Source organism: Campylobacter volucris (assembly GCF_008011665.1).
GTDB lineage: Bacteria > Campylobacterota > Campylobacteria > Campylobacterales > Campylobacteraceae > Campylobacter_D > Campylobacter_D volucris_A.
Genome location: NZ_VOWJ01000014.1, coordinates 103,778 through 122,593, shown reverse-complemented (window position 1 = coordinate 122,593; position 18,816 = coordinate 103,778). Strand labels below are relative to the sequence as shown.

The following is an 18,816-nucleotide window of genomic DNA, read 5'->3' as shown; positions in this document are numbered from 1 at the left end:
TAGCTTAACTAATTACATTTAAACTATATATGTTTTTAAACATATGCCATCTATTTTTAATTTGTAGTATTGGTTTAAGTTTTTAATCTCATCTACTAAAAATAAAATTTTCATATCAAACATATAAAATTCAGCTAATTTTGAAGCTATTTTAGCAAGATTTTTATCTTCAATCAAAGCATATTTTGCCTCTAGGGCATTTGAAAGTATTAACTCATCTTCATTTTGTACAAAAATTGCAAATTCAATATTTTCTTTTTTTGCTTTTTTTATATTTTCTTTATCAAATTTAAAACAATTAATACCATTTTCTACAAAATTACCTTCTTTGTAATGAAAAAATTTTTGCATATTAATTAGTTCATATCCAAATATAAGCATATCACCCTTTCATTTTCAATATACAATAATTTCTAAAATTATCATTAAAAATTTTATAATTTTTAATTTGTCCTAATTCCTCATAGACTTGACTACCTTTGTAAAGCAAAAAAGTAGTATTTTCATCATAAAAACCTTCGCAAAGACCTATTAAAGGAGCAATATCCATTAATGCTCTAGAGCAAATAAGATCAACTTTAAATTTAGGGTAATTTTGTAATTTTTCTTTGATGATGTTTAAATTTAACAAACCAAGTTCAGTTTTAACCACTCTTAAAAATGAAGCCTTTTTTGCACTTGGTTCAAATAAAAAAAACTCACTCTCATTTAATATACACGCCAAAAATACAGCTGGAAAACCTGCTCCACTACCAACATCGATGATTTTTTTTGCAAAGTGTAAATCATAAAAATCTAAAATTTTAACACTATCTATAATGTTTTCATCGATATTTGCAAAATGAGTTAAATTATGGATGCAATTAAATTTTTGCAAAATTTGTTTATATTGTTTAATTGTATAAAAAAAATCATCATAAGATTTTTCTTTTAAAAAATTTAATCTTTGCTTATACTCATTCAATTTAAATGCCCCATTTGAGTGTGTTTGATTTGTAAATATTCTTTATTAAAACGATTTGCATCAATGAGTATTGGCACTCTTATATTAAGCTTGTCTTTTAAAGAATCAATTTTTTGAGGATTATTGGTTAATAAATTTACCTTAGTAATTTTATAATGATCTAGTATAAAATCGACTATTTCATAACTACGCTCATCTGCTTTAAAGCCTAATTGATGATTTGCCTTTATAGTATCAAAACCCTTATCTTGCAAAGCGTAAGCATTGATTTTATTAAACAATCCTATGCCCCTGCCTTCTTGCCTTAAATAAATAATCATTCCTCCATGCTCTTGTATATACTTTAAAGAAAATTCAAGTTGCTCTCCACAATCACATTTTAAACTTTTTAGCACATCCCCTGTAAGACATTCTGAATGAATTCTAATATTTACTTCTTTATCAAAACTACCTTTAAAAATACAAATATGCTCTTTATCATTTTCTTTAAAACTTTGAATAAAAAATTCACCAAAATGTGTAGGAAGTTTAGCTATATCAGAAATTTGTATAGTCATTATCACTTACCTTTTTTTATAAAAAATATGTTAAAATCAGAAGAATTTTAACAAACAAAAAGGAAATTTATGTTTAAACGCTTTAGAAGATTAAGATCAAATGAAAATATTAGAGCTTTAGTCAGAGAAAATACCTTAAATATAAATGATTTAATCTATCCACTTTTTGTTGTTGATGGAAAAAATATCAAAAAAGAAATTTCTTCCATGCCTGATGTTTTTCAAATGAGCTTAGATGAAATTTTAAAAGAATGCGAAGAATTGGTTTTGCTAGGTATAAAGGCAATTATTTTATTTGGTGTTTTAGAAGATGATAAAAAAGATAGCTGTGGAAGTGATGCTTTAAGCGATGATGGATTGATTGCAAGAAGCCTAAGAAAAATCAAAGCAAAATTTCCAAATTTAATCATCATTACCGATCTTTGCTTTTGTGAATATACAGACCATGGACATTGTGGGATTATAAATCCAAAAACCACAAGCGTGGATAATGATTTAACTTTAGAAATTTCAGCCAAACAAGCTTTAATCCATGCTAAAAATGGTGCTGATATGATTGCACCAAGCGGTATGATGGATGGCATTGTTTATACTTTAAGAAAGACTTTGGATGAAAATGGTTATGAAAATTTACCAATTATGGCTTATTCTACCAAATTTGCTTCTGCTTATTATGGACCATTTAGAGAGGTGGCAAAATCTACTCCAAGCTATGGAGATAGGAAAACTTATCAAATGGATTTTGCTAATGCTAAAGAAGCATTATGTGAAAGCTTAGAAGATGAAAAACAAGGCGCAGATATTTTGATGGTAAAACCTGCACTTGCGTATTTGGATGTAGTAAAAGAACTTTCACAAAATTCAAAACTTCCAATTTGCGTATATAATGTAAGCGGAGAATATGCATTATTAAAAGCTGGGCAAAAAGCTGGAGTGGTTGATTATGAAAAAATGATTTTTGAAACCATGCTTGCTTTTAAAAGAGCTGGTGCAAAACTTATCATCACTTATCATGCAAAAGAAATTGCAAAAATTTTGAGTCAAAAATAAAGGAAAAAATTGAATAATTTAATTAAAAAAAGCTCTCAAGAAATTATCGATGATTTATCAAAACAACTTGGTATAGAAAAATGTAAACAAACCATATTTCATCTTCAAAATATCAACGATAAAGAAAAAAAACTAACATTACAAAACAATTGTGAGCAAAATTTAGAACCTTGGTTTATAATCGATGATAATGATGAAGTTAAAACGGTATTTTCGGTTCAAACTTTGATTGATTTTTTTCAAAAAGCCAAAGAAATTCAAAAACTCAATTTTGAATTAAGATTAGAAAAAGCTATTTATCAAAAAATTCCTATAGATTTTCACGATGTATGGGTTGTGGCTATGGATGAAATACGCAAACAAGTTGAAAATGGTGTAAAAGAAGCAAATATAGATTTAGATCAACTCATCAAAGATATACATCTTAAGCACCCAAATTTATTTTTAAATATGAAAGAAATGATACAAAAGGCAAAAACTCATGAAAGATTATAAAAATTTTGTAAAATACTCTAAAGCTGGACCAAGATATACTTCATATCCGACTGCTGTGGAATTTAATACTAATTTTAATTATAATGAATATTTACAAATTTTAAAAAATCAACAAGCACCTTTGTCTTTGTATTTTCATCTACCTTTTTGTAGAAGTGCTTGTTATTTTTGTGGATGTAATGTAATTTATACAGCAAAAGAAGAAAGTAAAGAAAGATATTTAGAATATCTTTTTAAAGAGCTTGATTTGTTAGCTACCATTTTAAATACTAATAGAATAGTCGAACAAATGCATTTTGGTGGTGGAACTCCAACATTTTTTTCAGCCACGCAACTTGAAAAATTAATTTTAAAAATTAAAAGCATATTTTCCAATTTTAGCAAAACTAGCGAAATAAGTTGTGAGATAGATCCACGATTTTTAAATGAAGAACAAGCTGATGTTTTAATTAGCAATGGTTTTAATCGTATTAGTTTTGGAGTACAAGATTTTAATGAGAAAGTTCAAAAAGAAATCCATAGAATTCAACCCTTTGAACTTACCAAAAATGCTGTAGATATGGTAAGAAAAAAGGGGGTTAATTCTGTTAATATGGATTTAATTTATGGTTTGCCTTATCAAAATTTAGAAAGCTTTGAGCAAACCTTGCAAAAAGCTCTTATAATCAATCCTGATAGACTTGCTATTTTTAATTACGCTCATGTGCCTTGGCTTAAAAAAAATATGAGAAAATTCGATGAAGCAACTTTACCAACTCCTGATATAAAACTTCAAATTTTAGAATTTTGTGAAAACTTTTTAACTCAAAATGGTTATAAAATGATAGGTATGGATCATTTTGCAAAACCCCAAGATGAGCTTTTTAAAGCTTTGGAGAATCAAACCTTACATAGAAATTTCCAAGGTTATACCACAAAAGGTGGAACTGATTTAATTGGTATTGGTTTAACTAGCATTGGTGAAGGGAAAAATCACTATATGCAAAATTTTAAAAATATGAAAGATTATGAAAAAGCTATTGATGAAGGACGATTACCTTGTGAAAGAGGTGTAATGCTTGATGAGGATGATGTCTTAAGAAAAGCAGTAATTATGGAACTTATGAGTAATTTTACGCTAAATATAGAAAAAATCGAACAAAATTTTAAAATTAATTTTTTTGAATATTTCAAAGAAGATTTAGAGCAACTTAAAGATTTAGAACAATTTGTAAGTATAGACTCTAAGCATATTAAAGTTAATGAGACAGGAATTTTATTGATTAGAAATATCGCAATGTGTTTTGATAAATATCTAAAAAAAATAAGCGAAGATAAAAAAGTATTTTCAAAAACGGTTTAAAATGCTAAATATTGATGAAATTTCAAATGCTTGTGTAAAATGTGGCAAATGCATACCAACTTGCACTATACACCAAATAAATCCCGATGAAAGTACATCTCCAAGAGGATTTTTAGATCTAATCAATGCTTATAATAATAAAGAATTAAATTTAGATGAAAATCTTAAAAAAACTTTAGAATCATGCTTTTTATGTACCAATTGTGTCGAAGTTTGCCCAAGTCATTTAAGAGTAGATAGTGCTATAGAAAAAGCTCGTTATGATATAGCTCAAAAATTTGGTATAGCTTGGTATAAAAAAATACTTTTTTTTCTTCTAAGAAAAAGAAAAATTTTAGATTTACTTGCTAAATTTGGATATATCTTTCAAAGTTGTGCTTTTAAGATAAATCATTTAAATGTAGGAATGAAAGCTAAATTTAATTTCCCTCTCATCAAGAAAGATAGATTATTGCCATCTTTAAATAAAAAAAGCTTTTTAAATTCACATGATGATTTTATAGATAATCAAGGGACGCAAAACATAGGAGTTTTTATAGGATGTTTGGCTAATTATTCTTACACTAACACAGGTTTGGCTTTGCTAAAAATATGCAAACATCTAAAAATCAATGTAGATTTATTAAAAAATCAGCAATGTTGTGGAGCACCACATTATTTTACGGGAGATTTTAAAAGTGTTGAGAAACTGGCTAAAAAAAATATCTTATATTTTGAAGAAAAATTAAAAACTCTAGATTATATCATCGTTCCAGAAGCTACTTGTTCGGCAATGTTAAATGTTGATTATGAGCATTTTTTTAACACAATTAATAATCAAGAATGGACAAAAAGAGCTAAAATAGTATCATCAAAAATTTTACTTGCAACAAAATATTTTTACAAGCATACCAATTTAGAAGAAATATTAAAAAATCAAAAAAATACAAATATCAGCATCACCTATCATGATCCATGCCACGCTAGAAAAATGCAAGGTGTTTTTAAAGAACCAAGAGCTTTGCTTAAAAATAATTATATTTTTAAAGAATTGCCTAATTCAAATGAATGCTGTGGCTTTGGTGGTGTAAGTATGCAGATAGAAAATTACGATAAAGCTCTGCAAGTTGGCATACAAAAAGCTAAAAATATAAAAAGAGTTGATGTTAAAATCATAAGCGCTGAGTGTTCAGCTTGCAGAATGCAAATTTCAAATTCTTTAGAACATGAAAAAATTGATACTAAATTTTTACATCCTTTAGAGTTAATAGCCCAAATTTTAGAAAACTAATCTTTGGTTTTAATATCTTCTATATTAAATCTATTTTTTTCTATTAATATTCTATTTTTTTCTATATCTTCACCATTTTTTTTGCATTCATTTTTGAGTATTTCTATATTTTGATGCAACATTTTAAGTTTTTTTTCATAACGATTTATCAGTAAAAATACTATGAATAAAAATAAAATTAAAATAAACCAACTTAAAAATTCCATTTTATATCCTTTAAAATATGTTAATATAATTTAACTTAAATTACAATTCTTTGTAAAAAAGGTGAAAGTTTAACTAAAATTTCATAATTAATGGTATTAAAAAATTGTGCCATGTCATTTGCATTTTTAATTACACAAATCTCATCACCACAATCTTCACAAGAAAAATTATCCATAGACATTTTTCCAAGAATTTTTTTTCCATTTGGCAAAAAAAAGTCTTTTTTTCCATTATATCGAAACAGGCCATCTCCATAACCTAAATCATATGTAGCAATATCCATTTCTTCTTTTGCAACAAACATTCCACCATAGCCAACACCTTGAAATTTTTTTAGTTTTCTTTGGCTAATTTTATTTGCCCATAAACTTAAAACTTTTTTTAAATTTTGATTAAAATAAGCATAGCCAAATTGCACAAGTCCTACTCTACAATACTCATCTTCAGCTAATTTCGTGCTTCTAAATAAAGCTTCAGAATTATGGGAATGAAAAATTATATTCTTAGATTTTTCTTGCAATATATTTTTTATCTTTTCTTTGACAATTTGAAAATTTTGTTTTTGCACATAATAACTCGCATCAAATTCATCACTCCCAGCAAAATGCATCATAACACCTTGTAAGCATAAGTTATTCTGTTCTATTTTAAATAAAACCTCTTCTAACTCATGCATTAAAATACCATTTCGATGCATATTAGTATCAACTACTAAATGAATTTTCGTATTTGGTTTAAATTTAGCTATATCATTTTTATCATTTAAAGCATAAATAAATTTTTTATTTTCATTCCAATTTGGAATATGGGATAAAATTAAAATATTGTCAAAAAAATCTTGCAACTCCAAAGCTTCATTTTCATTTTTTACCGCTATAAAGTTAATACCTTTAGATCTTGCAATAGGAGCTAAAATTTTAGCTCCATGCCCATAAGCATTATCTTTAAAAACACATATTATTTTATCATAAGATCCCGCTTTTGTGGCAATCAAGTCAAGATTAAATTCATAAGCTTTACGATCTAATTTTATATAAGCCATTATTGTTCAGCTAAAATTTGCATTTTATCATCTTGCAATCTTACATAAATGACTTTATTTCCTTTAAATTTATAATTTTTAGCACTATAATCTTCATAAAAACCTATTCTAAAGATTTTTTCATTTTTTACATTTGGATAAGGACTGATACTTAAATCTGAAAATTTAATCACTTTTTTTTCATTTTTTGAAAAAATTCTCTCTTTTGTTTTTGCAAATTGTTCAAATTTATGTTTATTGTTGTATTTAAAAACTTTTTGATCGTAAAATGATAAATATTTTTTTATATCATTATTTTGCCAACTTTCTTTCCATGCAAACAAATTTGCAAGCAAAGTAGAAACTTCATCAATATTAGTTGTTACTTTATCTTTTTCTTCAGTCATAGCATAAGTTTTTCTATCTGCTATAAGTTTATTAAAATCTTCTAATAACTCATTATGGATTGCTATACAACCCCTAGTTTTATATGTATCGATGCGAGTTCCATCTAAAGGATAACCATGTATCCATATTCCACTACCTGTTTTACCCAAAGTCTTATCTAAAACATTAGGATAGGTTGTAGCAAAGGCAAAAGGGCCATAATATGAATCTCCAGGATAAAATTTCTTTCCTAGTTCATAAAAACCTATAGGTGTTTTTAAATCTCCTTCTATTTCTTTATCCCCTGCTAAACCTGTTAAAACATCCTTTTGTATAAATTTTCTCTCTAATTTTCCATCATCATAGTAAAATACTCTGATGATTTTATCACTTTTATTGGTCAAAACTATAGCTATATTATCATCATAGTAACCTAAGCTAATATTTTTATCTTTTAATTCTTTAGTCCAAAATTCTTTTGATGCTAGCTCTTGTTCTAAAACCTTTTCTACAGCCTCCAAACCTTCATTAAGATAAATTTTTGCAAGATTACTTGCATTTGCAAATATAATGAAAAATAACAATGAAAATAAAACTCTCAAAAACAACTTTAACCTTTCTTTGATTTATAAATTTAAAGCTATCATTATAATATCTTTACAATAAATATATTTTTAAATTTATTCGTGTATAATGTTTCTAAACACTAAAAAAATAAAGGAAAAAATAGCATGAAAAAAATTTTAGCACTTTGTATATTTAGCTCATTTTTGTTTGCAAGCGATATTGTAATAAACAATCCTTATGTAAAACAAACTCCACCAAATGCCAAAACAACTGCATTTTTTTTAGAACTTCAAAACAAATCCAACAAGGATATAAAACTTATAAAAGCTGATAGCTCACTAAGTGATACTACTGAAATTCATGATCATATTATGGAAAATGGTAAAAAGATGATGGTGCAAATTCCTCAAATAACCATCAAAGCAAATTCTAGTGCCATTTTAAAACCAGGTGGTATGCATATTATGGCCTTAAATCTTAAACAAGATATCACAGAAAACACAAAAGCTAACCTAACTCTTTATTTTGATGATAATACAACCATAAAATTGAAGGATATAAGCCCTAAAAAATAATGAAAAATTTAATTGTATTTGCCCTAGCTATTATTTTAGCGATAGCTGGAGCTTATTTTTACAATAATCCAACAAATAATCTTTACAAAAAAAGGGAATTAATCACTACACTCACACCATTACAATGTGATTTAAACATACAAGAGTGTGAATATAATTTCAACGGGAAAAAGATTTTAATATCTTTAAATCCAAAACCAATTACTTCTATGAGCGAGCTTGATTTAAACATCAGCAATCTTGGTGATTTTGACAAACTCAACGCTAGAGTCTATGGGCTTAATATGTATATGGGAGATATAGTACCAAATTTTAAAAAAATAAATAATTCCTATCATACCAAATTGGTCTTAAGTTCATGCACTCTTGATACAATGCGTTTTAGAATTGAACTTTTTGATGATGAAAAACCACTCAATTTTTATTTTGATTTTGATGTAAAAAGGTAAAAAATGAAAAAAATGAAATTTTTCTTACTTATTTTTATCACAATCGGAGTTTTTTTTATCTCAAATCAATATTTTCAAAATAACAAATATAATTTTAATCTAAATTCTGAAAAAGGCTTGTTAAGTCTTAAAGATTTTGCCGGTAAAAAGCTAATTGTGTATTTTGGCTATACTTATTGTCCTGATATATGTCCAACAGAGCTAGCTTTAATTGGAGATATTTTAACTAAAATGGATGCAAAAAATGCACATGTTTTATTTATCTCATTAGATCCAAATAGAGACAGCAACATCACTCAAACTAATCAATGGGTAAAATATTTTTACCCAAATTCTACTGCTTTAGTTGCAAAAAATGAGAATGAATTTCAAAATATCACAAAAAATTATGGGGTTGTTTATGAAAAAATACCTCTTCCAAATTCTGCTATGCAATATTCCATTGCTCATAGTGGCGAATTTTATCTTTTAGATGAAAATGGAAAATTTGTAAAAAAAATTAGTGACATTAGTTATGAAAATTTTTATAATGAGATTAAAAAATTTTTAAATGAGAAATGATTATTCATTTCTCAAAGTTTCTAAAATATTTACTTGGGTTGCTTTTTTAGCTGGATAATAAGACGATAAGACAATTATAAAAATCGCACCAAAAATCGTTGATAGAAAATCAATCAAAGATAATTCTAGCGGTAATTTACTCATACCATATACATCACTAGGTAAAGAAATAATATCAAAATTTCCAAGCACATATAAAACAATTGCTGCTAAAATCATTCCTGCTATAATTCCACTTCCCCCAATTAAAAATCCTAAAGAAAAAAAGGTTTTTTTGATTTCATTTTTACTTACCCCTAAAGAAAGCAATAATGCTATCTCAGAGCGTCTATTCATAACTATCATCAATAAAGAACTAACTATATTTAAACTTGCAACTAAGATAATGAGCATCAAAACTATAAAAAGTGCTCTTTTTTCCAAAGCCAAAGCAGCAAAAAAATTGCCATTTTGCTCCCACCAACCTACACTTAGATATTTAGCTCCTAAAAATTCTTCTATAGCTTTAATATCTTCAAAAGGCTTTTTTGAAAATACATGCAATCCATCATATACACCTTTTGGATATGATAAAATTTTTGCTAAAGAGTTAATATCTACATACATATAAGCTTTATCATAAGCAAGCAAACCAGAAGAAAAAGATGCTTTAACATCAAAACGCTTTACTTGTGGGATTAAAGATAAACCACTTGCATTTAAATTAGAAAAAATTAATGTTATTTTATCATCAAATGTAAGATCAAATTCATTTTTTAAACCACTGCCAATTAATATATCAAATTTTTGAAGATTTTTATTTTGTAATGCTTGATTTATCACATCATTGATTTTTTTCTCATCATCAAAATTGACTCCAAAAAGCACTCCACCTTCTAACTTAAAATCATTTCTAGCAATCACTTGAGTGCTAATATAAGGACTAAATAACAAATTTGGAAATTTATTTTTTAAATCTTGCAATAATTTCTCATCAACGCTAGCTCCAAAACGAGGTAAAATCGATATTGGATAATTCATAGTAAAAAGTTTTCTTTCAAACTCTTTATCAAAACCATTCATAATAGTCATAGCAACCAAAAGAACGCACAAACCTATACTTACACCCAAAAAAGCCAAAATTTTTGATAACATTATAAATGGCTGATCTTTGTCAAAACGCAAATATTTAAATAATAAATATCTAGGAATACTTTTATTCATTTTACAACTTTGTTTTTATTTATTTTATCTTTAAAGTGATAAATTTTAACTTTGTGTTATTTTAGATAATATATAAAAAAACTATTATTATGAAATTCTACTATAAATCTTAAGGGTAAAATTCTAACATAAGTTTCACTATGGATCATAGCTAAATTAGTTTGGGTAAAATCTTTCACATCAATTTTAAAATTTAAAAAACAATCAATCAAATCACTTTTTCTTGAATTTAAAAAATTAAATTTATCCATCTTACTCATTTTATCTTCATCAATATTGCCAAAATTATCACGAGGTAATAATGCAAAATCTTTATCATTATAAGGAATTTCACATGCGTATTCTAATTGTTTTTTTTTGCTCTTAGTCATAGCAATAGAGATGGTTTCATTTTGATGAAAAAGGATAAAATTTTTATTAGAAAGTTCTGCCCAAAATATAAATTCATCTTGAGCAAAAACCTTAAAAGCTAAAAAAATTAATAAGCAAATAATTCTTTCCACTTGTCTGAATCAATTTTTAATTCTACATTTACTCTATAAAGTCCATCTTTAAAATCTTGATCAACCACGCTAGCGTTTTTAATCAAACCATTTACTTGAGCTGTAATGGTTGAACTTTTAAGCATAGCATCTTTTACCGTGTCTTTACCATTAACTCTCACACCATACAACTTACTCGCTAATTGTCTATAAGCATCTGTAATCGCTGCTCTTTTAGCTAATGCCAAAGCTTGTCCAACTGAAACAGTGTTAAGTGGAGCTATACCTTCTCCTACTGCAGTAAAAGTTAAATCATTGTCTGTGTTTGTATCATTTGCAAGCATCTTTTCTTCCCTAATGATACTACGAACATCCTCTTTATCAACCTTTTGTACTACAACATCATTAGAAGCAGTACTAGCTTGAGTCTGATTAGCATTTAAAGCTCTCTGATCTAGAGCACATGCACTAAAACCTAAGACCAAACAAAACATAAAAACAATTTTTTTCATTTTAACACCTTCAATTTATATTGATTTTATCAAAACAGCAAAAAGCATTCCAAGAATTTTACTATTCTAAATTTAAATCTACATTAGTATCATTTTCAAAGTCATCCTCTTCTTCTTTAGGACACTTAGCAATACTTACAACCTCATCATTTTCAACATTTACCACTATAACTCCACTAGTATTTCTTCCTGCCTTTCTAATACTTTGCATATCAACTCGTATCATTTTTCCACTAGTTGTTAAAGCCATTAAATCCATACTTTCATCAACAATAACAACACTAATTAGCTCTTTAGTTTTTGGCGTAAGCTTCATACAAATAACGCCTTTTCCACCTCTACTTTGGAGTCTATATTCGCCTGCATTAGTGCGTTTTCCTATACCCTTTGCGCTAACACTTAAAATTTCTTGTTCATCATTTTCTATGACAACTGCACCTACTAATTCATCATTTTTTTCTTTAAATTTAATAGCCGTTACACCTCGACTAACACGGCCTATCTCTCTTACTTTAGCTAGTGGGAATTTGATACACATACCTTTTTTGGTTACAGCAAAAAGCATTTTACCTTTTGTATTTTCTTCTATATTCTCATCATCTAACATCTCATTTTCATCGGTTTGAGAATTTAGTATTTCATTTTCATCTCGTGTGACTATTATAGCAGTTACTAATTCATCATTTTCGTCTAAATTTATAGCTCTTACGCCTACGCTTCTAATATTTTGATATTCACTTAAATTTGTGCGTTTTACGATTCCATTTTTTGTAAAAAAGCATAAAGATTTATTTTCATCAAAATCTGTCGTAGGAATAATTGCCATAATCTTTTCATCAGCTTGTAAATTGATAAGATTTACCACAGCTTTACCTTTAGCCATTCTACTTCCTTCTGGAATTTTATATACTTTTAGCCAATAAAGCTGTCCGCGATCTGTTACAAACATCAAAGTATCATGAGTATTTGCTGTAAAGAAATTTTCTATAAAGTCATCATCGTATGTAGTGACTGCTACCTTACCTTTGCCGCCGCGTTTTTGTTTTTCATATTGCTTACTTGGAACGCGTTTTATATAGCCACGATGAGTTATGGTTACTACCATATTTTCATTTGGTATTAAATCTTCAACATCTATATCATCGTAATCATCTTCTATTTGAGTGATTCTTGGAACATCAAATTTAGCTTTTATTTCTTTTAACTCATCTTTAATTAAATTTTCAAGCAAAGTTTCACTTTTTAAAATTTGATCAAGTCTTTGAATTTCAGCTAATAATTCTTTTAGTTCATTATCAATTTTTTCTCTTTCAAGTCCTGTTAAACGACCTAATTTCATATCTAATATAGCATTTGATTGGAGCTCACTAAGGCCAAATTTTTCCATCAGTAAATTTTTTGCAGTAGGATTATCAGGCGAATTTTTTATCAAAGCTATAACTTCATCTATATTATCTAAAGCTATTTTTAAGCCTTCTAATATATGAGCTCTAGCTCTAGCTTTTTGAAGTTCATATATAGTCCTTCTTATAATAACCGTTTTTCTGTGATTTAAGAATAAATTTAAGAGCTCTATTAAAGAAAATATTTTTGGTTCTTTATTATGTATGGCAAGCATTATCACACCAAAAGTATTTTCCATCGTAGTTGATTTAAATAAATTATTTAAAATAATCTCACTCATAGCATCGCGTTTTAATTCTATAACTACTCTTATACCTTCTCTATCACTCTCATCTCTTACTTCAGCAATACCTTCAATTTGTTTTTCTTTGGCTAAATCAGCAATTTGCTCTATAAGTCTTGCTTTATTGGTTTGATAAGGAAGCTCATCAATAACTATTATATCTTTATTTGCTCTTTTTTCTATATGGGTTTTAGCTCTAACTTTAACCCTGCCTCTACCAGTGCGATAAGCTTCTATTATGCCTTTTTTACCATATATAATTCCACCAGTTGGAAAATCAGGACCTTTAATAAATTGCATAATTTCTTCTAGTGAGCATTCTTTATTATCAATCAAATATAAAAGACCATCTATAAGTTCATTTAAACTATGCGGAGGAATATTTGTAGCCATACCTACGGCTATACCACTAGAACCATTAAGTAATAAATTTGGAACTCTAGCAGGTAAAACATCTGGTTCACTCATAGAATCATCATAGTTTGGAACAAAATCAACCGTATCTTTATCAATATCACGCAACAACTCTTCAGCTAAAATAGTCATTCTAGCTTCAGTATAACGCATAGCAGCAGCACCATCTCCATCGATAGAACCAAAATTTCCTTGCCCATCAACGCTTGGATAACGCATAGAAAAATCTTGGGCCATTCTTACTAAAGCATCATATACAGCAACATCTCCATGCGGATGATACTTACCTATAACATCCCCTACTATACGAGCTGATTTTTTATACGCACTACGGCTTCCAACTCCCAAATCATTCATGGCATATAAAATTCTTCTATGAACTGGCTTAAGTCCATCTCTAGCATCAGGCAAGGCACGCCCAATAATAACACTCATAGAATAATCCAAATAGCTACTTTTTATCGAGCTTTCTATGTCTATATCTTCAATATCTAGATCTTTAGTAAAAATATTTTCCATAAAATTCCTTAAAACTAAAGCTTATAGTGTATCAAATTTTGCATTAGCCAAAACTAAAGCAAAAAGTATCTCTATATTATTTTTTTCTAAAATTTCTTTTGCTTCAAGCAAACTTAATCCCGTAGTAACCACATCATCAATTAAAATAACAGGATATTTTGGAATTTTTTTAAGCTCATATAATCTTTTATTTGTTTTTCTAAAATGCAAACTTTTGCCACTATATTTTACTTGTGACTTTGCTTGCAAAGTATAAAACATCGGCTTAATAAAATTTGTTTTTAAATATTTTGCTAAAATAGCAGTATGAGAATAATTACCATAAGTTTCATCATCTAAGGCAATGACATTGATAAAACATGGTGGATTAAAAAAATTTCTAAATTTAGCAAAGCTTAGTCTTGCTAGTGCATGAAAAATAAAATATCCATAAAAATGATGCTTAGCGTATAATAAATGCTTTATATCATCATAATGATAAAAATAATAAACCTTCAGTCCCCCTTCAAGTTTTCTTACACCCAAAGAATAATCTTGCAATTCTTCTTTACAATGAGCACAAAAACTTGTTAGGGAAAATTTATAACAATTATAACATCTCACAAAGCACTAATTATATCAGCAGCTTTATTTGCTACTTGCCTTATAAGAAGTTGAGTGTAAAAAGGCAAATCATTGATTTTACTAAAACCTTTCACTTCCTGTTTTGTTTTTATATTAATTTTTTTATTAGTATTGATATTTTTAATTTCTAATTGGCTAGCTATAACAGAAAAAAGCGAGTGAGAATCAAATTTTGAATAAAAATCAGTAAAACCCAAATCAACTTTTAAAATATAAGGCGAATCTTGGGTGCTATTAACCACCATAATACCTCTACTTTTTAATTCTTCTTTTAAGAAAACATAAAAATAATAATTAAAATTTTCATCTATATAATAACGATTTTTATTTGAAGTTGAAAATTTCAAATTCTCATCCAAATCATAAACTCTATGTATATAAACTTTTTTCAAAGCAACACTTTTATCTATAGTTCTTTTATTAACACAATATTTAAGCCCCACATCACTAATATAGGTCAAACCTTGAATTTTAGCCTCATAAGCTTTAGGATCTGAAGGATTATAACATTGAGCTTGAATTTTAATTGTCTCATTAATCCTTGCTATATTTTGAATTTTAGGCTTAACAGCACAAGCACTAAAAAACAAAACAAATGCTAGAAAAAATATATTTTTTACCATTTTTTTTCCTTAAAATTAACTTCTTTGATATTTGATGTATTTAGCAAGAATTATACCAAAAATAACATGCTTATTAGACTACTTTTTTACACATTAACATTTTAAACCTACAAAAATATCAAATTTTAAAACAAAATTCATTTATAATATGTTACAAAACTACATTTTTTTAAAAGGAGCTTTTTAGAATGAAACTAAATACAAAGACACTAATTGTTATAGCAGATTTAGTGCTTTTCATAGCTTTGCTTTATTTTTCACCTTTTGGAGAAACAAAAGTAAATCAAGGCTTATCTTTACTTGTATTTATCGCTATACTTTGGCTTAGCGAAGCTTTACATGTTACAATTACGGCTATTTTAATCCCTATCTTAGCCATTATCTTGGGTTTATTACCTACACCAAAAGCTTTAAGTGGATTTGCAGATTCAAATATATTCTTATTTTTTGGCGGATTTGCATTAGCTGCTGCAATGCATCATCAAAAATTAGACAAAATGATCGCGCATAAGATCCTTTCTTTAGCAAAAGGACACTTAGGGCTATCAAGTTTATATATTTTCATCACCACTGCTTTTTTATCTATGTGGATGAGCAATACCGCAACAGCAGCTATGATGCTACCTTTAGCTATCGGGATGCTAGCTACTTTAGATCCAGAAAAAGACAGAAATACTTATGTTTTTGTTCTTTTAGGTATCGCATTTAGTGCAAGTATCGGTGGTATAGGAACTATAATTGGAACACCGCCAAATGCTATCGCTGCTACTCAACTTAACATTACTTTTGCACAATGGCTACAATATGGAATTCCTATGGTTTTGGTTTTTTTACCAACTATGATTTTCATTTTATATTGTGTATTTAAGCCTAAATTCAATGCTAAAATTGATCTTCATACTGATTATGTAGAATTTACTAAACCAAGAATTACTACTTTGGTTATATTCTTAGTCGTGGCATTAGCTTGGATTTTTAGCGGAAAAATTTCTCCTTATATAGAAGCAACTTTTGGTCACAAAATAGCTAATCTTGATGCTGTTATTGCCTTGCTTGCTGCTGTTTTAGTATGTGTTTTTAAAGTAATTGATTGGAAAAGTATCCAAAAAAATACCGATTGGGGAGTTTTGCTACTTTTTGGTGGTGGAATTACCTTAAGTGTTATTTTAAAAGATTCAGGTGCTAGCAAAGTCATGGCTGATACAATTATTTCATTTATAGAAGATGGACATTTGTTTATCATAGGATTAGTCGTAGCATTTTTTATAGTATTTTTAACTGAATTTACTTCCAATACTGCTTCAGCTGCTCTTTTAATACCATTGTTTATTTCTATTGCAGAAACTTTAGGAGTACCGGCTTTAGGGCTTGCCTTAATCATAGCTATAGGAGCTTCTTGTGCATTTATGTTACCAGTTGCAACACCACCAAATGCTATAGTTTTTGGGACAGGACATATAAAACAACAAGAAATGGTTAAAGTTGGAATTATACTTAATATATTTTGCTCAATTAGCATAGCTATTATTGCTTATTTCTTTTGGCTTTAATTTTTTAGTCCTTTTTGGACTAAAAAATTAATGTAATATTTTTCTGCATTTTTTTAAATATCTATTTAAATTTATACTTTTACATAAAGCTTCTCTCATACAAACTCCAGCTAAATTTAAATCTTTTAAAAAATCTATAGTTTGTATATTAATTCCACCTATAGCATAAATTGGAATTTTAGATTGAATTAAAATTTCTTTTAAATTTAAAATACCTTTTGGGGTCAAATCTTGCTTACACGAGCTAGGAAAAATATGGCCATAAAAAGCATAATTAACATTATATTGATAACTTTGCTCTAGTTCTTCCTTAGAGTGTATAGAAACTCCAATATGCTTAATTTTCTTACAAATATTTTTTTCGTTTTTAAGAATTTGCAAAGGAGAGTGAAAATATTGATGATTTAAATACAAACACACATCATAGTAAAAATGCAAAAAACAAATTTTTTTATTTTTATTAAAAATTCTAAGAACCTCTTTAGCAAGCTCACAATATTCTCTCGGATTTAAATGTTTTTCCCTAAGAACCAACGCATCAATAGAGCTTTTACTTAATTTTTCAATAAAATTTAAAAAATCACCTTGTGTATTTTGGCTATCACTAATTGCAATGATTTTTTTACCCGACATAAATATTATTACTCATTATGGCTTGCAAATTTTGCTCTTTAAGCATTTTTAAAATTTCTTTTACACTTCTTAAATCAGAGATTTCAAATTGATCATCACCTTTTTTCTCGCCTTTATGCCCGCCAACCCCTACGCTAACTCCAGCGCTCATTTTATTAGCAACTATTTTAACTACCGCATTTCTAAAACTAGCTTTTTCTCGCGTTGAAATAGTAATACTTGCAAAAGGTAAAAATATCCTATACGCACACATTACCTGCAAGAGTCTTTTGTCATTTACATCATTGGGATTAATTTTTTTATTATTTATTATAGGACGAAGCCTTGGAACCGATAAAGAAATTTCAGCGTGTGGATATTTTTTCTGTAAAAAATAAGCATGCAAGGCAGTAGCATAAGCATCTTTTCTAAAATCATCTATACCAAGCAAAGATCCAAAAGCAACTCCTCTCATACCAGCTTTTAATGCTCTTTCTTGAGCATTAAATCTATACTCAAAAATACTTTTTTCACCTTCTAAGTGAATTTTAGAATATTTTTTTAGATTATAAGTTTCTTGGTAAATACTTACATACTCACAAGCATTCTCATGTAATAAAACATATTCTTGCTCATTCATAGGATAAATTTCAACCCCAACCACTTGAAAATACTCTTTTGCTATACTGCAAGCTTTAGCTATATACTCTACACTAGCATACTCCCTACCTTCACCTGTTAAAAGCAAAATTTCTTCTAAACCACTTTTTCTAATCTCTTGCATTTCTTTGTGAATTTCATCTTCATTTAGTTTTGCTCTTTTGATTTTATTGCCTTTTTGAAACCCACAATAAGTACATTTACTATTACAATAATTTGAAAGATACAAAGGTGTAAAAAGATTAATAGAATTTCCAAAATGTTTTTGTGTGAGCTTTTGAGCTTTTTGTGCTATTTCCTCTATAAAATTTTCTGCAGCACTTGAAAGTAAAGCTTTAAAATCATCTAAAGTGCAATACTCATTATCTAAAGCTTTTTTAACTTCTTTAGCACCAAATCGACTTTGTTCATAAATGCTAATTTCACCTAAAAGAGTTTGTAAAATTTCACTTTGTATATCTTTTAAATGTGTAAATTGTCTCAAC

General features: G+C 27.8%; 22 protein-coding genes. 8 read left to right on the top strand and 14 right to left on the bottom strand.

Features of this window, described 5'->3' with window-relative positions:
- Nucleotides 1–18: 18 nt before the first annotated feature.
- The 3 genes from FPD38_RS02515 to ribA are packed head-to-tail and all read right to left on the bottom strand — an operon-like array spanning nt 19 to nt 1,521.
- Complete coding sequence (locus FPD38_RS02515) at nt 19–381, bottom strand: hypothetical protein (protein WP_147555220.1); 363 nt, start codon at nt 379–381, stop codon at nt 19–21.
- A gap of 1 nt (nt 382) precedes the next feature.
- Nucleotides 383–964, bottom strand: coding sequence for a 16S rRNA (guanine(527)-N(7))-methyltransferase RsmG (gene rsmG, locus FPD38_RS02510; RefSeq protein WP_147555219.1), 582 nt, complete (start codon nt 962–964; stop codon nt 383–385).
- Complete coding sequence (gene ribA / locus FPD38_RS02505; RefSeq protein ID WP_147555218.1) at nt 961–1,521, bottom strand: GTP cyclohydrolase II; 561 nt, start codon at nt 1,519–1,521, stop codon at nt 961–963. The genes rsmG and ribA overlap by 4 nt, the downstream gene beginning before the upstream one ends.
- Nucleotides 1,522–1,590: 69 nt before the next feature.
- Here ribA and hemB point away from each other — a divergent pair, with 69 nt between their 5' ends.
- From hemB to FPD38_RS02485, 4 genes are read left to right on the top strand one after another with little or no spacing between them, the layout of a single operon-like run.
- A complete protein-coding gene (gene hemB, locus FPD38_RS02500) occupies nt 1,591–2,571 on the top strand; it encodes a porphobilinogen synthase (RefSeq protein ID WP_147555217.1) in 981 nt (326 codons plus the stop codon).
- 9 nt (nt 2,572–2,580) lie between these two features.
- Nucleotides 2,581–3,066 carry a DUF2603 domain-containing protein gene (locus FPD38_RS02495; protein WP_147555216.1) on the top strand — a complete coding sequence of 162 codons (486 nt, stop codon included), beginning with the start codon at nt 2,581–2,583 and terminating at the stop codon, nt 3,064–3,066.
- The gene (gene hemN, locus FPD38_RS02490) at nt 3,053–4,408 is read left to right on the top strand and encodes an oxygen-independent coproporphyrinogen III oxidase (RefSeq protein WP_147555215.1); all 1,356 of its coding nucleotides are present in this window, start codon (nt 3,053–3,055) and stop codon (nt 4,406–4,408) included. Before FPD38_RS02495 ends, hemN begins: the two co-directional genes overlap by 14 nt.
- Before the next feature lies 1 nt (nt 4,409).
- Nucleotides 4,410–5,678, top strand: a complete 1,269-nt coding sequence (locus tag FPD38_RS02485) for a (Fe-S)-binding protein (RefSeq protein WP_147555214.1) — start codon at nt 4,410–4,412, stop codon at nt 5,676–5,678.
- On the opposite strand, the gene FPD38_RS02480 is transcribed toward FPD38_RS02485, so the two are convergent.
- The 3 genes from FPD38_RS02480 to FPD38_RS02470 are packed head-to-tail and all read right to left on the bottom strand — an operon-like array spanning nt 5,675 to nt 7,895.
- On the bottom strand, nt 5,675–5,884 hold the full coding sequence (locus FPD38_RS02480) for a hypothetical protein (protein WP_147555213.1): 210 nt from the start codon (nt 5,882–5,884) through the stop codon (nt 5,675–5,677). The two genes, FPD38_RS02485 and FPD38_RS02480, sit on opposite strands and share 4 nt — an antisense overlap.
- A 35-nt stretch (nt 5,885–5,919) precedes the next feature.
- A complete protein-coding gene (locus FPD38_RS02475) occupies nt 5,920–6,927 on the bottom strand; it encodes an alanine racemase (RefSeq protein WP_147555212.1) in 1,008 nt (335 codons plus the stop codon).
- Entirely contained in the window at nt 6,927–7,895 is a 969-nt protein-coding gene (locus FPD38_RS02470; protein ID WP_261798277.1) for a L,D-transpeptidase family protein, read from the bottom strand. Before FPD38_RS02470 ends, FPD38_RS02475 begins: the two co-directional genes overlap by 1 nt.
- A gap of 129 nt (nt 7,896–8,024) precedes the next feature.
- Between FPD38_RS02470 and FPD38_RS02465 the strand changes: the two genes are divergently transcribed.
- Genes FPD38_RS02465 through FPD38_RS02455 form a run of 3 tightly spaced genes read left to right on the top strand, consistent with a single transcriptional unit; the run spans nt 8,025 to nt 9,445 of the window.
- Nucleotides 8,025–8,435: a copper chaperone PCu(A)C gene (locus tag FPD38_RS02465; protein ID WP_147555210.1), complete on the top strand. Its 411-nt coding sequence runs from the start codon at nt 8,025–8,027 to the stop codon at nt 8,433–8,435.
- Nucleotides 8,435–8,884 (top strand): hypothetical protein, encoded by a 450-nt coding sequence (locus tag FPD38_RS02460; RefSeq protein ID WP_147555209.1) that lies wholly within the window; start codon nt 8,435–8,437, stop codon nt 8,882–8,884. The genes FPD38_RS02465 and FPD38_RS02460 overlap by 1 nt, the downstream gene beginning before the upstream one ends.
- Nucleotides 8,885–8,887: 3 nt before the next feature.
- Complete coding sequence (locus FPD38_RS02455; RefSeq protein WP_147555208.1) at nt 8,888–9,445, top strand: SCO family protein; 558 nt, start codon at nt 8,888–8,890, stop codon at nt 9,443–9,445.
- On the opposite strand, the gene FPD38_RS02450 is transcribed toward FPD38_RS02455, so the two are convergent.
- From FPD38_RS02450 to mapA, 6 genes are all read right to left on the bottom strand, one after another.
- Complete coding sequence (locus tag FPD38_RS02450) at nt 9,446–10,648, bottom strand: ABC transporter permease (protein WP_147555207.1); 1,203 nt, start codon at nt 10,646–10,648, stop codon at nt 9,446–9,448.
- Between the two features lie 56 nt (nt 10,649–10,704).
- On the bottom strand, nt 10,705–11,151 hold the full coding sequence (locus FPD38_RS02445) for a hypothetical protein (protein ID WP_147555206.1): 447 nt from the start codon (nt 11,149–11,151) through the stop codon (nt 10,705–10,707).
- Entirely contained in the window at nt 11,127–11,642 is a 516-nt protein-coding gene (locus FPD38_RS02440) for an LPP20 family lipoprotein (RefSeq protein ID WP_147555205.1), read from the bottom strand. The genes FPD38_RS02445 and FPD38_RS02440 overlap by 25 nt, the downstream gene beginning before the upstream one ends.
- Before the next feature lie 61 nt (nt 11,643–11,703).
- Nucleotides 11,704–14,262 carry a DNA gyrase subunit A gene (gene gyrA / locus FPD38_RS02435; RefSeq protein WP_147555204.1) on the bottom strand — a complete coding sequence of 853 codons (2,559 nt, stop codon included), beginning with the start codon at nt 14,260–14,262 and terminating at the stop codon, nt 11,704–11,706.
- Nucleotides 14,263–14,283: 21 nt separating this feature from the next.
- On the bottom strand, nt 14,284–14,865 hold the full coding sequence (locus FPD38_RS02430; RefSeq protein WP_147555203.1) for a ComF family protein: 582 nt from the start codon (nt 14,863–14,865) through the stop codon (nt 14,284–14,286).
- Nucleotides 14,862–15,509, bottom strand: a complete 648-nt coding sequence (gene mapA, locus FPD38_RS02425; protein WP_147555202.1) for an outer membrane lipoprotein MapA — start codon at nt 15,507–15,509, stop codon at nt 14,862–14,864. The genes FPD38_RS02430 and mapA overlap by 4 nt, the downstream gene beginning before the upstream one ends.
- A gap of 188 nt (nt 15,510–15,697) precedes the next feature.
- Here mapA and FPD38_RS02420 point away from each other — a divergent pair, with 188 nt between their 5' ends.
- Entirely contained in the window at nt 15,698–17,059 is a 1,362-nt protein-coding gene (locus FPD38_RS02420; protein ID WP_147555201.1) for an SLC13 family permease, read from the top strand.
- 27 nt (nt 17,060–17,086) lie between these two features.
- On the opposite strand, the gene FPD38_RS02415 is transcribed toward FPD38_RS02420, so the two are convergent.
- Together FPD38_RS02415 and thiH are read right to left on the bottom strand one after the other, a co-directional pair.
- Entirely contained in the window at nt 17,087–17,692 is a 606-nt protein-coding gene (locus FPD38_RS02415; protein WP_147555200.1) for a thiamine phosphate synthase, read from the bottom strand.
- The gene (gene thiH / locus FPD38_RS02410; RefSeq protein ID WP_147555199.1) at nt 17,682–18,815 is read right to left on the bottom strand and encodes a 2-iminoacetate synthase ThiH; all 1,134 of its coding nucleotides are present in this window, start codon (nt 18,813–18,815) and stop codon (nt 17,682–17,684) included. The genes FPD38_RS02415 and thiH overlap by 11 nt, the downstream gene beginning before the upstream one ends.
- Nucleotide 18,816 lies beyond the last annotated feature (1 nt).

What these genes read in the sequence shown, in the direction of transcription:
- FPD38_RS02475 (WP_147555212.1), bottom strand. Translation starts at nt 6,927, where the DNA reads ATGGCTTATATAAAATTAGATCGTAAAGCTTATGAATTTAATCTTGAC.
- ribA (WP_147555218.1), bottom strand. Translation starts at nt 1,521, where the DNA reads ATGACTATACAAATTTCTGATATAGCTAAACTTCCTACACATTTTGGT.
- FPD38_RS02420 (WP_147555201.1), top strand. Translation starts at nt 15,698, where the DNA reads ATGAAACTAAATACAAAGACACTAATTGTTATAGCAGATTTAGTGCTT.
- FPD38_RS02480 (WP_147555213.1), bottom strand. Translation starts at nt 5,884, where the DNA reads ATGGAATTTTTAAGTTGGTTTATTTTAATTTTATTTTTATTCATAGTA.
- FPD38_RS02485 (WP_147555214.1), top strand. Translation starts at nt 4,410, where the DNA reads ATGCTAAATATTGATGAAATTTCAAATGCTTGTGTAAAATGTGGCAAA.
- FPD38_RS02450 (WP_147555207.1), bottom strand. Translation starts at nt 10,648, where the DNA reads ATGAATAAAAGTATTCCTAGATATTTATTATTTAAATATTTGCGTTTT.
- FPD38_RS02415 (WP_147555200.1), bottom strand. Translation starts at nt 17,692, where the DNA reads ATGTCGGGTAAAAAAATCATTGCAATTAGTGATAGCCAAAATACACAA.
- FPD38_RS02465 (WP_147555210.1), top strand. Translation starts at nt 8,025, where the DNA reads ATGAAAAAAATTTTAGCACTTTGTATATTTAGCTCATTTTTGTTTGCA.
- hemB (WP_147555217.1), top strand. Translation starts at nt 1,591, where the DNA reads ATGTTTAAACGCTTTAGAAGATTAAGATCAAATGAAAATATTAGAGCT.
- hemN (WP_147555215.1), top strand. Translation starts at nt 3,053, where the DNA reads ATGAAAGATTATAAAAATTTTGTAAAATACTCTAAAGCTGGACCAAGA.
- FPD38_RS02515 (WP_147555220.1), bottom strand. Translation starts at nt 381, where the DNA reads ATGCTTATATTTGGATATGAACTAATTAATATGCAAAAATTTTTTCAT.
- mapA (WP_147555202.1), bottom strand. Translation starts at nt 15,509, where the DNA reads ATGGTAAAAAATATATTTTTTCTAGCATTTGTTTTGTTTTTTAGTGCT.
- gyrA (WP_147555204.1), bottom strand. Translation starts at nt 14,262, where the DNA reads ATGGAAAATATTTTTACTAAAGATCTAGATATTGAAGATATAGACATA.
- FPD38_RS02440 (WP_147555205.1), bottom strand. Translation starts at nt 11,642, where the DNA reads ATGAAAAAAATTGTTTTTATGTTTTGTTTGGTCTTAGGTTTTAGTGCA.
- FPD38_RS02460 (WP_147555209.1), top strand. Translation starts at nt 8,435, where the DNA reads ATGAAAAATTTAATTGTATTTGCCCTAGCTATTATTTTAGCGATAGCT.
- FPD38_RS02455 (WP_147555208.1), top strand. Translation starts at nt 8,888, where the DNA reads ATGAAAAAAATGAAATTTTTCTTACTTATTTTTATCACAATCGGAGTT.